General features: G+C 65.7%; 11 protein-coding genes. All 11 read right to left on the bottom strand.

All coding sequences use genetic code 11. The features are described from left to right. Window positions 1–219: 219 nt before the first annotated feature. On the bottom strand, window positions 220–1,839 hold the full coding sequence (locus tag ACYU03_RS13470; protein ID WP_461885062.1) for an NADP-dependent glyceraldehyde-3-phosphate dehydrogenase: 1,620 nt from the start codon (window positions 1,837–1,839) through the stop codon (window positions 220–222). Window positions 1,840–2,058: 219 nt separating this feature from the next. Next, a complete protein-coding gene (locus ACYU03_RS13465) occupies window positions 2,059–2,859 on the bottom strand; it encodes a ChbG/HpnK family deacetylase (protein WP_461885061.1) in 801 nt (266 codons plus the stop codon). Further along, entirely contained in the window at window positions 2,831–4,006 is a 1,176-nt protein-coding gene (locus tag ACYU03_RS13460) for a GNAT family N-acetyltransferase (protein ID WP_461885060.1), read from the bottom strand. The genes ACYU03_RS13465 and ACYU03_RS13460 overlap by 29 nt, the downstream gene beginning before the upstream one ends. A gap of 4 nt (window positions 4,007–4,010) precedes the next feature. Continuing rightward, on the bottom strand, window positions 4,011–4,700 hold the full coding sequence (locus ACYU03_RS13455; protein ID WP_461885059.1) for a GNAT family N-acetyltransferase: 690 nt from the start codon (window positions 4,698–4,700) through the stop codon (window positions 4,011–4,013). Window positions 4,701–4,734: 34 nt separating this feature from the next. Next, window positions 4,735–6,039, bottom strand: a complete 1,305-nt coding sequence (locus tag ACYU03_RS13450; RefSeq protein ID WP_461885058.1) for an oligosaccharide flippase family protein — start codon at window positions 6,037–6,039, stop codon at window positions 4,735–4,737. Next, the gene (locus ACYU03_RS13445; RefSeq protein WP_461885057.1) at window positions 6,036–7,046 is read right to left on the bottom strand and encodes a polysaccharide deacetylase family protein; all 1,011 of its coding nucleotides are present in this window, start codon (window positions 7,044–7,046) and stop codon (window positions 6,036–6,038) included. Before ACYU03_RS13445 ends, ACYU03_RS13450 begins: the two co-directional genes overlap by 4 nt. Before the next feature lie 9 nt (window positions 7,047–7,055). Further along, the gene (locus ACYU03_RS13440; RefSeq protein WP_461885056.1) at window positions 7,056–8,192 is read right to left on the bottom strand and encodes a glycosyltransferase family 2 protein; all 1,137 of its coding nucleotides are present in this window, start codon (window positions 8,190–8,192) and stop codon (window positions 7,056–7,058) included. After that, the gene (locus tag ACYU03_RS13435) at window positions 8,185–9,150 is read right to left on the bottom strand and encodes a glycosyltransferase family 2 protein (protein ID WP_461885055.1); all 966 of its coding nucleotides are present in this window, start codon (window positions 9,148–9,150) and stop codon (window positions 8,185–8,187) included. Before ACYU03_RS13435 ends, ACYU03_RS13440 begins: the two co-directional genes overlap by 8 nt. Continuing rightward, window positions 9,147–10,517 carry an O-antigen ligase family protein gene (locus ACYU03_RS13430; protein WP_461885054.1) on the bottom strand — a complete coding sequence of 457 codons (1,371 nt, stop codon included), beginning with the start codon at window positions 10,515–10,517 and terminating at the stop codon, window positions 9,147–9,149. The genes ACYU03_RS13435 and ACYU03_RS13430 overlap by 4 nt, the downstream gene beginning before the upstream one ends. Then, on the bottom strand, window positions 10,514–11,605 hold the full coding sequence (locus tag ACYU03_RS13425; protein WP_461885053.1) for a glycosyltransferase family 4 protein: 1,092 nt from the start codon (window positions 11,603–11,605) through the stop codon (window positions 10,514–10,516). The genes ACYU03_RS13430 and ACYU03_RS13425 overlap by 4 nt, the downstream gene beginning before the upstream one ends. Then, on the bottom strand, window positions 11,602–13,176 hold the full coding sequence (locus tag ACYU03_RS13420; RefSeq protein ID WP_461885052.1) for a GumC family protein: 1,575 nt from the start codon (window positions 13,174–13,176) through the stop codon (window positions 11,602–11,604). The genes ACYU03_RS13425 and ACYU03_RS13420 overlap by 4 nt, the downstream gene beginning before the upstream one ends. Between the last annotated feature and the right edge of the window lie 14 nt (window positions 13,177–13,190).

Here is a 13,190-nt window from a genome sequence, read left to right as displayed (position 1 = left end):
ACGTGCCATGGCCTGATAGACCGAAGTTTTAGCCTTTGTTTGTACGACAGAGGTATCGAGGTGGGCGTAACAAGCCCCTACATAACCTTTCGCCTAGCACCAAGGTTACTGTGGGAGCGGCCTTGTGTCGCGATGCGCCGCGTGGGCGGCGCGGGGTCTTGAGGGTGCCGAAGGGCTCAAGGCATACACCTGGTACCCCCCAGCATCCCCCTAAAAAACCTAGAAGATGTAATCCGTAGTCAAGAAACTCGACTGGCGGTTGCGGATGATCTCGCTGATCAACTGCTTGTTGGCCTCCTGGAACTTGGTCGCCACCAGGGTACGGATGGAGAAGACACGCAGGGCGTCATGCACCGACAGCGTGCCTTCGGCACTGTTCTTGCGGCCGTTGAAAGGGTAGGTGTCGGGGCCGCGCTGGCATTGGGCGTTGAGGTTGATGCGGCCGACCTGGTTGGCGAAGGTGTCCACCAGCATGCCGACGGTCTGCGGGTCGGTGCCGAAGATGCTCAACTGCTGCCCGAAATCGGAGTCCAGTACGTACTCGATCACGGTCTCCAGGTCGCGGTAGGGCACGACGGGTATCACCGGGCCGAACTGTTCTTCCTGGTATACCCGCATGTCGGCACTGACCGGATAGAGCAGGGCCGGGTAGAAGAACGAGCCACGGCTCTGGCCGCCACCTTCGTTGAGCACCCGCGCGCCCTTGGCCAGGGCATCGGCGACCAGGCCATCGAGGTAGTCGACCTTGCCCGGCTCCGGCAGCGGCGTCAGGGCCACGCCCGGTTCCCAGGGCATCCCCGGCTTGAGCGCCGCCAGTTTGCGCTGGAACTTGTCGAGGAAGCTGTCGACCACCTGCTCATGGACGAACAGGATCTTCAGTGCGGTGCAACGCTGGCCGTTGAACGACAGGGCCCCGGTGACCGCTTCGTTGACGGCGTTGTCCAGGTCCACCTCGGGCAGCACGATGCCTGGGTTCTTGGCGTCCAGCCCCAGAGCGGCGCGCAGGCGGTGCGGGCGCGGGTGCAGTTTTTTCAGGTCGCTGGCAGCCTTGTTGGTGCCAATGAAGGCGAATACGTCGATCTTGCCGCTGGCCATCAGGGCGCTGACGGTCTCGCGGCCACGGCCATAGATGACGTTGATCACCCCGGCCGGGAAGCTGTCGCGGAAGGCTTCGAGCAGCGGGCGGATCAGCAGCACGCCGAACTTGGCCGGCTTGAATACCACGGTGTTGCCCATGATCAATGCCGGGATCAGGGTCGTGAAGGTTTCGTTCAGCGGGTAGTTGTAGGGGCCCATGCACAGCGCCACGCCCAGCGGCGCACGGCGGATCTGGCCAAGGGTGTCCTGCTCCAGCTCGAAGCGGCTGGAGCGACGGTCCAGGTCCTTGAGGGCGTTGATGGTGTCGTTGATGTAGTCGCAGGTGCGGTCGAACTCCTTTTCCGAATCCTTGAGGTTCTTGCCGATCTCCCACATCAGCAGCTTGACCACTGCCTCGCGTTGCTCGCGCATGCGCGCCAGGAAGGCTTCCACATGCTGGATGCGCTCGGCCACGCGCAGGGTCGGCCAGGCGCCGCGGCCCTTGTCATAGGCTTGCACGGCGGCGTCGAGGGCTGTCAGGGCGGTGTCGGCATCGAGCAATGGCGCACTGCCGAGGATGACCTGGCGGTCGCCGTCATCCTCCTTGAGCCACACCGGGCTGCGCACCGTGGCCAGCGGACCGTCCCAGCGCCTGAGCTGGCCGCCGACCAGGTATTCACGTTGCTCCAGCGGTTCGCCCAGGCGCCAGGCCTCGGGGATCTCGTTGGCAGTGGGGAACAGCGAGTCGAGCAGACGGTCCATGGGCGCAGCACCTCTTGTATTGTGTTGATGAAGCGTTTCAGCCCGAGCATAAACCCAGCAGGGAGAAAAAGACCAGTCTGGTCCAACATTGCCGGTCGTGCGCCGCTAACGGATGAAGGACGTGCCCAGGGACGATGGCGCGCTGGCCAGCTTCAGGGGGGCGAACGCAAGTAGACAGGTGTCGCCAGACCGGCGGCCATCGGGGGGGCTATGGCTCGCTCAGGGGCAGGTCGCTTTGTCGAGGGGCGCTGTTGAGGCAGTAGCCAGTACGGCATACCCCACCCGGGGCACCCCGGCCAGTTGCTGCTCGATCAAAGCCTTCAGCGATTCCCCGCTTTCAAGGTAGGCATCGCCAAAGTCCTGCCCGCCCAATGCGCTGGGATGGGCCACCACTTCCAGCAGGCCCTCTCTGGGCGCGAGTCCTGCGCGCAGGTCGGCGGGCGTGCAGACATAATCCGCCGTCGCCCCGCAGAGCTGCCGCAAGCGTCGGTTGAGCAGTGTCTTGAACGCTCGCTTGAGCGGTCCGATGTTGTGTCCCAGGTTGCGGGCCAGGCGCACCGGCACGTCATGCTCGGCCGCAAAGCGCGCCACGATTTCGCCGATGGGCCAGATGTTGTGCACGTGCTGGTGCGAATCCAGATGGCTGGGTGTCAGCCCTCGATCCAGGCAATGCTGCCATTGGGCCTGGAGTTCTTGTTCAACGGCTTCGCGTTCGCTACGGCTCAGGCGCAGGGTACGGCGCTTGAGGCGCAGCGCGAACTCGCCATGGGCGGCGCAGAAGCGCGGTTCGGCCAGGATCGCCTGGCTCAGCGGCCGGCCATAGGTCAGGTTGAAATGCAGGCCGACCCGCCCACGCAGGGCCGCTTGCTGACTGAGCACGCAGGCCGCGGCAAAGGCCGGCATGTTGGCCATGGCCGTGGCCGAACTGATCAGCCCGGCCTGGAAGGCATGCAGGATGACCGCGTTGGTGTGGGCGCTGAGGCCGAAATCGTCAGCGTTGACTATGACCTGGGATGGCATCCGGGCGCTCCTGTGACGGGGAAAGGGGGGCGCTCGCGGGCGCCGGCTCGACCTCGCGGCGCTGGCGCAAGCGTGGCTTGAGCCACTGCCAGAGGCGCAGGACCAGGCCCAGGGCGAGGCCGTCGGGGCGCCAGCTGTAGTAGCTCAGGCGCCATTGCTCGAGTTGTGTGGTCATGCGTTCGTGCAACTGATGGCTGGAGTTCGTCAGGCTGACCCGCGAAGCGTCGACCCAGTCCCAGCCATCGTCCAGGCCCCAGTGGATCCACTCTTCCAACAACACCCGACCACTGCCCAGGTCGCGGTAGGCAGGCTCGAAGGCCAGGTTGTAGTCGTAGACCCGGCCCCGTTCGAGCAGGCCCAGGCGGTAGCTGATGCAGCGGCCGTTGAGTTCCAGCAGCACCAGGCACACCAAACCTTCGGCGGCCAGGGCGGTGAAGGCTTGGTACATCCATTGCCGGCGTTGACGGCCTGAAAAGATGCCGACCTCGTCGTCGCCTTTCCAGCTCGCCGCCTCGACGGCGCTAGCGGCATCGAGCAACGCCTGGATGTTCTGCGGCGTGGCCAGTACCCGGCGTACCTGAGCGCCGCAGGCGGCGATGCGCTTGCGCGCGCGGCGTAGCTTGTAGCGTGGGTCACCGCTGACTTCCTGGCGGTCGCTGTCGCTGATGCGGTGCACCGGCACCTTGCAGGTCAGGCGCTGTTCATGGGTGGAACTGCGCCGGGCCCAGCGGCGCAGCCAAGTGTCGCTGCCGGGGGCGGTAGGCACCTCGCTCATTTGCAACAGGGCATGGGGCAGGTGTTTGCGGATGGCCCGCAATACCTGCCCGGCGGTGCTGGCTGGCAAGTCGATCAGCAAGCCGATGCGGTCGCTGAGTGGATAGCCCAGGTGGCGGACCACCGGCAGGCGCACGGGGCCGAAGGCCTCGCGTTCGCGCACCAGGGGCAGGCACAGGCACAGCCGGCCTTGGCGGCGCCCGAGCAGGACTTGCAAGCGCTGCCCAGGCAGCAGCGCCTGCTCGGCAGCGCGCAGCCAGCCAAGGTGGTTGAACGGCGTGCTGCCGGGCAGGCGCTGGCGCAGCTGCTCGTACTCGGCGGCGGGGAAGTCGTCGGCGTGCAAGGAATCGCACCAGGTCAGTTGCACTGTCATGAGGTCAGGACACCGTGGCTGTGGCGGCTTGTGGCTCCGGTTTGCGCAGGGCATCCAGGCGTGAGCCGCTGTAGCGGGTCTCGCGATAGAACTTCCAGCGCCCGAACAGGCAATACACGTTCATGATCCGCCCTTGCTCCTTGTAACCCATGCGCAGGTGCAGCTTGAGCGCCGGGATGTTGTGGTTCTCGCAGACGTCCACTACCTTGGTGCAGCCCTGGGCCGCCATGGCTTTCCACAGCGCCAGTTGCAGGTCCACCGAGAGCTCGCTGCCCCAGTATTTGCGGATCAACTCGCCGCCGAACTCGAAGAACTCGCCAGGGCCGACCGGGAACCAGCAGCCATAGAAGTGCCGGTCATGGTAGTGGCGCGGGCTGCCCCAGATGAATGCCACGGTGTCACCAGCCTCATCGAGGAACATCAAGCCGGTGTGGCCCTCGGCGGCCAACTCGCGCATGGTCTCGACGCGGTCGCCGAAGTGCCGGGCAAACGCCTGCACGTTGTGCACGGCGATCGGCTCGACCCGCAGCGGTGGGTACGGCCTGAGCCGGTGTGGCGGAACCGGGCTCACCAGGTCGCGCTCCATCCACAGCAGCTCCCAGTGGTAGAAGACGCAGCGCTTGTAGGCGCTCTTGAGGGTGTCGCGCAGTCCCTTGCGCTGGATGCGGTCTCGGATTTTGCTCATTGCATTCATGGTGCCTCCTGTTTCTTGCAGGTCGAGGTGCCCCTTATGCCGGCCTCCGTTGCAGCATTTGGCGAAGCGGGGCGAGGTCGCTGGGCAGGATGACCAAGGTTTGCAGCAGCGGCACACCGCTGAGCCGGCAATACAGCACCAGCATGGCCAGGGTCACGACCAGGTAGGCGATGGACGAGGCTGCTGCCGCGCCGACGATGCCCCAGGTCGGGATGAGTACGATATTGAGCAGCAGGTTGAGCACGGCGCCGGCGCCCATCATCAGCGACACCGTGCCAGGACGGTTCTTGCCCAGCAGGTCCAGGCGCAGGATGCTGGCGTAGCACAGTCCCAGCAGCCCCGGCAGCAAGGCCAGCAGGGCCGGATAGGCCGGCTGGTACTCGGCGCCGAACAGCGTGACGATCAGCCATTCACCGATCAGCGCCATGCCCAGGCAGGCCCCGAGCATGACTGTGGCGGTCAGGCGCAGGGCCAGCGGCGTGAGCTTGTCCATGCCTTCGTCCTGTTGCAGCAGGCGCTTCATCAAGGGCGTGGTCACCGCTTCGGGGACGATCAGCAGCAGCTCGGCGGCGGCGCTGGCCATGGCGTAGTGACCAAGGGCCGTGCTGCCGAGCATGGCGCCGATGAGCAGAAAGTCCGAACGCAGGATCAGTTGCTGGAACAACAGGTCGGGGTGGCTCTTGACGCTGTAGGCCAGCAATTCGCGCTGGCCGCTGCGATCCCAGGTCAGGCGGATCGAATGTTGCCGACCCAGCCACCACAGGCCGAGCGCCACCACCAGGGCGATGCCCAGCAGCCAACTGATCAGCGCCGCCTCCAGGGCCTGGTCCCGCCACATCCAGAACAACCCGAGGAACAGCAACAGAGGCAGCAGCGATTCGGCCAGGCGCAGGGCGTTGAAGGCGCCGACACCGCCGCTGGCGTTGTGCAAGGTCAGCAGGCCGCTCTTGAGCACGGTCAAGGGCACCGCCAGCAGCAACAGCCAGGCCAGCAGGCCGAGCTGTACCGTCACCTCCAGGTCGGTGCCGAACTCACGCACCAGGAAAACGCAGATCAGTGTCAGCAGCGCCGCCAGCAGGGAGCCATAGACCAGCACCTGGGTCAGCAGCAGGCCCATCGGCCGCTGCTTGGCCGCCTGATAGCCGACAGCGCTGTTCAGGCCGCCGCTGGTGGCGGCGCTGATCAGGTCCGGCAGGATGCTGAGCAAGGCGAACAGGCCGCGTTCGCTGGGGCCGAGGATCCTGGCGAGCAAGACGTTGCGCAACAGGCGCAAGGCGATCATCGCCAGGCGCGTGCCCATGCTCAGCACAAGGTGACGCAAATAGTGATTGCGGCTCATGCCCGGCCTCCACGGCTGATGCGCCAGGCCAGCAATGAAGGGCGACTGGCGTTGCGCTGGCTGACGCCGATGCGCGGCAGCGCAAGGGGATCGTCATGGCCCTGGCAGATTCCGGCGCGGGTGCTCAGGGCATAGGGGTAGCGATGTGCGGCCAGGCGTTCGCGGACGCGGGCATCGTGGTCGCCGTTGGGGTAGCAGTACACCGGCAAGGGTTGCTGGCAGCCATGCTGCAAGGCCTCGTGGCTGCGCCGCAGTTCTTCTTCCAGTTGCTGGTCGTCGAGACCCGGCAGCAGGGCATGGCTGGCGCCATGGGGGCCGAAGCGGATCAGCCCGGTGTTTTCCAGCTGGCGTACCTGATTCCAGTCCAGGGCCTGGGGCAGCGACTCGGTCGGGCAGGCGTCGGTCAATAGGCGCAGGGCCTGGGGGGACAGGGACTTCAGGCTTTGCAGATAGCGGGCCAGCACCTGGCTGCGGGCGTGCGCGCGCTCATGAATGAAGTAGGTGGCCGGCACTGGCCGGCCGATCTTGCGCAGGTGTTCGATCAGGGCCCGGCGCGGCGCTTCGCCATGGCTTCCCCACAAGGTCTCGCCCAGGCTTTCCCACCAAAAGCGCTGACGGCTGCCAATGTAGTCGGTGGACAGGAAAATGCTCGCCGGCACCTGGTATCGCTGCAGCAAGGGAAAGGCGTGCAGGGCATTGTCGCGCCAGCCGTCATCGAAGGTCAGGGCGACCTTGGGACGCTGCTGGCCGCGAGGGTGTTCATGGGTCTTGAGCAGGTCCATCAGGTGCACGCAGTCGAAATGCCATTGCAACCAGCGCAGCAGGCGCTCGAAGGCCTGGGGCCCGACGCAGAGCTCGTTGCGGTGGGGCAGGGCCGCGCTGCTGTCGTCGGCCAGCACCCGGTGCAGCATGAGGATCACGCCGGCGCCACGCAGTTGACTGCGGCCCTTGGGGGAGTTCAGGTACAGCCAACCGCTGGCACGCTTGATACTGGTCTTGATCGGCATGTCAGGCACTCATCGAGTCTGGTCGGGGTTCCATTGGTTGTAGCTGTGCCCGCGCAAGAACTGCCACAAGCCGACGCTCATACCGGCCAGGGTCACCAACACGAACGCCGCCAGGCGAAATGGCTTGGGCAGGCGGTGACGCACATCCAGCAGGCCCGCCACGGCAATGGCGTAGCAAAGCAACTGGGCGGCCAGGGTCAGGCGGTAGAAGCCGTGCCCGTCGAGCAACCAGAGGTTGGCTATCAGCAAGGGCAGCAGCAGTACAGGGGCCAGGCGGCGGATCAGTTTGTGGCTGATCAGGGCAATGGCGTACAGGCCGTGGCGCAGCGGGTTGAGCAGTTCGCGCCGGGCGGCGAGGCTGATCAGGCCGCCGACGGTGACACGCTGGCGGCGGCTGAATTGCCGGCCAGCCTCGTCCACGCCTTGATCCAGCACTTTGGCCTGGTCGACATAGACAACGCGCTTGCCCGCGACCGGGGCGCAGGTGTTGATGAAGAAGTCGTCGTTGACCCGAGCCGGAATCGCTTGGTAAAGCTCGCGGCGCAACGCCTGCAGGGCACCGTCGGCCGAAACCGTGCAGCCGGTGCGGCTCTCCACCCGGCGCAGCCAGGCTTCGTAGTGGCGGTACAGACTTTCCCCCAGGCTCAGGCCCTTGCCGGCGACGGGGATGACCATCTTGCCGACGGTACCGCCGACATGCGGATCGGCAAAGGGCGCCAGGAGCGCGGCGAGGGTGCCATCGAGCCAGTGCACATCGGCATCGGTGAATACCAGGATATCGCCTGTGCAGTGTTCGACAGCGGCGTTGAGCACGCTGTTCTTGCCTTGGCGCGGCAGGTCGAGCACCAGGATCCGCGGGTCGTCGAAGCTATGGGCGAGGGGCACGGTGCGATCGCTGGAGCCATCGCTGGCCACCACGATCTGCACGCTGACGCCTGGACAGTCCTGCGCCAACAGGTTGCGCAGCTTGTCTTCGATATGACATTCCTCATTGTGCGCGGCGACCACCACGCTGACCTGTTGCGGCGGCAAGGGGCCTGGCTTGTGCCGGGGAAAGAACGGCCCGGCGGCGGTGAGCAGCAGCGGGTAGCCGAGCCAGGCATAGAAGGGCAACAACAGGCATAGCCAGAAAATGGATTCAGCCACGGGCGGGCCTCCTTGCGTTCCAGTTGAACAGACTGAGCACGAAGGCCGCTCCGGCCAGGTGCAGGCGGACCCAGTGCAGGCCCCAGAGCTGCAGGGTGAGCAACGGGTCGCGGTGTTTCAGGCTCTGGCGCAGGCTCAGCACCAGGGCGGGCAGGGCGCCGACCAGCAGCAGGAGCAGAGCGGCGTGCCCATTGCCAGCGAACAGCATCGACAGGGCCAGGGCATCGAGCAGCCAGATCGCCAGGGACAGCAGCGGGAAGCGCAGCAGGCGCAGGCTCGGGCCATTGCTGCGCAGCAGTTGCAGGTGGCTGCCCTGGCGCCAGAGTTCTTTGCCCAGCCACTCCGCCCAACTGCCCTCGAAGCCCCAGTGCAGGGCTACCGGCTTGCGCAGTACCCGCAGGCGCGCACCGGCCTGGCGCAGGCGCAAGGTGAAGTCTTTGTCTTCCCCGGTGCGCAGGCGTTCGTCGAAGCCACAGACCCGTTCGAACCACTGTCGCTGCATCAACAGGTTGGGGGTCGGCAGCCAGTTGCTGTCCTGCAGCAACTGCCCGGCGCGTAAGGTACGGCGCTGCCAGGCGTAGGCGAACCAGGGCGCCTGACTCGGGGTATCGCAGTCCAGGGCGAAGACATCGCCTTCGCCTTGGCGGTGCAGGTCGAGCAGGCGGCTGAGCCAGTCGCTGGGCACCTCGATGTCGGCGTCGAGAAACGCCAGCCATTGCCCCTGGCTGGCCCGCGCGCCGTGGTTACGCAGGGCGCCGATGGCCATGCCCGGCAGGCTCAGCACGCGGGCGCCAAGGGCCTCGGCGATTTGTGGGCCGGCGTCGCTGGAGCCGTTGTCCACCACCAGCACTTCACAGGCAAGGCCCGCTTGCTCGGCAGCGTTGTGCACAGCTTGCAAGGTCCGGGCGATGTGCCGTGCCTCGTTGAACATGGGAATCACGATGCTGACCAGGCTCATGCCGCCCCCTTCTGCGTACGTGCCTCGGCGGCCTCACGCCAGGCCACACTGGACAGCGCCATCATCAACCACAGGTACTTGAGGCTCGGAGAGCTGAGGAACATCAGGAACAGCGCGATGGCCAGCATGCTGATGGTCAGGTGGGTCATCATGTCGGCCTTGTCCTGCTCGCCGGCGGCCCGCCAAGCGGCACGTGCCTGCCAGAAGTTGCGCAGGGCCAGGGCGATCATGCCGACGAACAGCAACCCGGCCGGCAGCCCGACTTCGCTGAAGATCTCCAGATAGGTGTTGTGGGCCCGACGGTAGAGGTCGGTGGGTTGGCTGTTGACTGGGGCAAAGGCCTTGGAGAAGCCGGTGTCGGCATAATGCAAGGGGAAGGTGCCTGGGCCGGTGCCGAGCACCGGACTGTCGCTGATCATCTGCTTGCCCACCACCAGGTAGGAGGCGCGGCGGCCCAGGGACTCGTCCTTGTGCGCATTGACGCCGGACTTGAGCAGGGCCAGCGTCTGAATGCGCTCGATGTAGCTGGCCGGGATGACCGCGGCCCCCAGCGGCAGCACGATGGCCAGGCCGAGCATGGCGAAACCGAGGTGGCGCGGGCGGATGTGCTTGAGTTGCTCGCGGTAGTTATAGAGCATGATGCCCAGGCTGATCATCAGCACCACCAGGCCCGAGCGCGAATCGGTCTTGGTCATGCCGGCCAGCAGCAACAGGCAGCAGCCGGCCCAGAACAGTTTGAGCAGCAGCGTGCGACTCTTGATGGCCAGCCACAGACCCATCGGCATGGCCACGGTGATCATCATCGCGAACAGGTTCGGGTCGAGCATGGCGGTGGCCCGGCCGCCCTCCTGGTATTTGCTGGAAAAGATGCCGAACAGGCACATCACGCAGACGCTGACGGTCACCAGTCGCGCCAGCATGGCCAGGTTCAGCTCACGGCCGATCAGCAACGTGATGACGAACAGCACCAGGCCGACAGTGAGCTCGCGCAGGTGGCCCAAGGACAAGGTGAGGTTGTCGCTGGTCCACAGGCTCAGCAGGTAGAGCGCCATGAAGGCGACCAGCAGGCGCCAGTGACTGCTGCGCAGGCGTTCGCCGGGCAACTGGCGGATGGCCAGTTGCAGGGTCAGGATCAGCGCCAGGCCGATCCCGACCAGCTTGGCGCCGGAGAGCAGGCCGTCTTTGAGCAGCCCTTCCAGCGGTACCAGGGTGACGATCGCCAACACCCCCCAGGCGGGCCGCCGGTACAGCGTCAGCGCCCCGGCCAGGCCCAGCACTGCGCCTGGTGCCAGATAGGGGTAGGGACTGGCCAGCAACCCCAGGCACAGCAGGGCGACCAGGCTGACCAGCGACAGTGGAATGATCATGCGACAACCTCCTGTGTAGCGCCCCGGTAAACCTGGGCCCAGCGTTGGGCCAGGGTCGGCAGGTGGTAGCGTTCCTGTTGGGTCCGGCGGGCCCGGGCGGCCAGTTCGGCGGCCTGCGCCGGGTCATCGAGCAGGGCTTGCAGGTGCTGCTCCAGTTCGTCCACCGCCAGGGGCCTGGCCAGCAGGCCATTGCGGCCATGTTCGATGACATCGGGTATACCGCCGACGCTGAAGGCCACCACCGGCACACCATCCTGCATGGCTTCGAGCAGGATCATGGGCGTGCCCTCGGTGCGCGAGCTGATCACCAGGGCATCCAGGCGTGCCATCCAGACGCGCATGTCGCGCTGGAAGCCGGGCAGGGTGATGCGCTCGGACAGGCCCGCGGCGTCGATGCGCGCCTGCAGCGTGGCGCGCTCCGGGCCCTCGCCGAGCATCACCGCGTGGACCCGGGGCTGGCGCTGGCACAGTGGGATCAGGGTGTCGAGGAACAGGTCCGGGCCTTTTTCGCTGCTCAGGCGCCCCGCATAGCCAGCCATCCAGTGACCGTTGCCGTGGGAGCGCTCGGGCAGATCGAGGGCCTGGGGCAGGCCATTGGGTATTACTTGCAGCTTGTTTGCTGCGACACCGGCCTGACGGTGCAGGCGGGCGATGCTTTCGGCCACGCAGACGACCCGGTCCACCGTGGGAGTACGGCACAGTTGCAGGGTCAGCCAGGTATAGAAGCGCTGCTTGCGACTGCGCGGGGTGAAACCGTGTTGGGTGGTCACCAGCGGCAGGCGCCAGAGCGTGGCGCCCAGCCAGCCGTACAGCAGGCCCTTGAAATTGTGGCTATTGATCAACGGCCGCTCGCCGCGCTGCCGGCGCAGCAGCGCCAGCAACTGGCCCAGGCCCTGGCAGGACTGGCACTCGACGCCGGCCTCGCGAAAGCGCGCCACCAGCTCGGCCGGGGCACCGAGGAACAGCACTCGGTGCTGCCCCGGCGTGGCCTGGCAGTGGTCCAGCAACATGCGCTCGGCCCCATAGAAACCACCACTGCTGAGCAGGTGGAGGATCGGTGGGTGGCCGGCGGGCACGGCGGCGTTCAATTGCGTACCCAGTGCATCAGACGTGGGACCGACCACGACCGGTGCGGATTGGGCAGGGCCGGGGTCTGGTCGTTGATCACCAGCAGCACCGGCAGGTCGAGTTGCTGGGCGATCTGTGCCGGATGCTTGAAGCGGCGGTCGAAGAACTCCTTGACGTAGACCAGGGCGATCGACAGCAACATGGCGGTGAGCAGGCCGAATGGGATGATCAGGCCGGGTTTCGGGAAGGCCGCCGAGGTCGGTTCGTACGGCGCGCTGAGGATCCGGGCGTTGGACTGGCTGCCATCGAATAGGCCCTGGCCGCGGCTTTCTTCATAGCGCTGGGCGTAGGTGGAGAAGGCCTTGTGCAGGGCATCGATCTCGGTGTCCAACTGGCGGGTCTTGCTCTGGGTCTCGCGCAGTTGATGGATGCGCGCCTTGTAGTCGGCGATGCGCTGGGTCTTCTGGTCGATCACTTGCTGGGTCACGGCCAGGTCTTGTTGGCGTTCGCGGATGCGGTTGTCGACGATCTTGAGGAACTGCTGGCGGGTGCGGACGATCTGTTCACGCAGCAGCAGCATGGGTTCAGCGTTGGCTTGGAACACGGCCAGGTCGGCGCCGTAGCGGGCCACCTGAGTGGTCAACTGCTCACCCAACTGCTTGATCTCGCGGTCCTCGAAGGCAACGTTGTCGACGGTGGTGGTAAAGGTGTAGGGGAAGCTGTAGTCCGTCATCCTGGCTTTGTTGGCCAGACTCATGCTGCTCTTGAGGTAGTCCAGCCATTGCTGGTTCTGCAGCTGCCGGTCGCGGTACAGGTTCAATGCCTGTTCCTCGGTGCTGATGGCGTTGAGACGGAAGGTGATCTCCTCTTTCGGGTCCGACGATCCGACTGCTTCGAGCAGGCCGAGGCGCTGGCCCTCGAGGTCGCCGAGGCGGGCCTGGTAGTGCATTTTCTTCTGCTCGTAGAAGGCTTCCGGCAGTTCGTTGGACTGCAGGTCCTGGCGGTTCTTCAGGAAGTTGTCCAGCAACCGGGCGACGAACAAGGTGCCCAGCTTGGGATCGTCGGCGCTGTAGATCACCGAGATCACATTGGAGCCGGGCAAGGTCTCGACATTGAGGCCCTTGATCGCCTGGTCGGTGAGGCTGTCCAGCTCGGTATCGCGCTGCTCGGCCACGTCGTTGTTGAGCAGGCGCTTGAGCGGGTCGACCACAGTCTCGCGCAGAGGCGTGAACACATAGCGTTTGAGCAGGCCGGGCTCGGCTTGGTAATGGCCCTCCTTGCGCAACTGGTCGATGGTTTGGCGGATCAGGGTCGGCGAGCGCAGGATGTTGCTCTCGGTCTCCATGTCGGCCAGCGTCGGCGGAACGAAGCGGTCGGCCTCTTGCGACAGGGCCGAGCTGGTGTCGCTCTGCGAGAGCTTCTTGGACTGCACGATGACTTCGGCAGTGATGTCATAGCTCTGCTTGAGGGCCAGCGGCAGCACGACGGCGATCACGGCGAAGACCAGGAACACCCGTTTGACCAATTGGCGGTTGGCGAAGAAGATCCGGAAGAACTCATGCACATAGTTCTCTTTGGGCTGCGTAGTCATGGACCTTTCTCCGA

This window comes from Pseudomonas sp. X10, from assembly GCF_054889225.1.
This window is presented reverse-complemented; position numbering and strand designations above follow the sequence as displayed.

Excerpts from the sequence above, each read along its gene's own strand:
- ACYU03_RS13460 (WP_461885060.1), bottom strand. The coding sequence starts at position 4,006 with ATGACAGTGCAACTGACCTGGTGCGATTCCTTGCACGCCGACGACTTC.
- ACYU03_RS13430 (WP_461885054.1), bottom strand. The coding sequence starts at position 10,517 with ATGATCATTCCACTGTCGCTGGTCAGCCTGGTCGCCCTGCTGTGCCTG.
- ACYU03_RS13470 (WP_461885062.1), bottom strand. The coding sequence starts at position 1,839 with ATGGACCGTCTGCTCGACTCGCTGTTCCCCACTGCCAACGAGATCCCC.
- ACYU03_RS13450 (WP_461885058.1), bottom strand. The coding sequence starts at position 6,039 with ATGAGCCGCAATCACTATTTGCGTCACCTTGTGCTGAGCATGGGCACG.
- ACYU03_RS13455 (WP_461885059.1), bottom strand. The coding sequence starts at position 4,700 with ATGAATGCAATGAGCAAAATCCGAGACCGCATCCAGCGCAAGGGACTG.
- ACYU03_RS13465 (WP_461885061.1), bottom strand. The coding sequence starts at position 2,859 with ATGCCATCCCAGGTCATAGTCAACGCTGACGATTTCGGCCTCAGCGCC.
- ACYU03_RS13435 (WP_461885055.1), bottom strand. The coding sequence starts at position 9,150 with ATGAGCCTGGTCAGCATCGTGATTCCCATGTTCAACGAGGCACGGCAC.
- ACYU03_RS13445 (WP_461885057.1), bottom strand. The coding sequence starts at position 7,046 with ATGCCGATCAAGACCAGTATCAAGCGTGCCAGCGGTTGGCTGTACCTG.
- ACYU03_RS13420 (WP_461885052.1), bottom strand. The coding sequence starts at position 13,176 with ATGACTACGCAGCCCAAAGAGAACTATGTGCATGAGTTCTTCCGGATC.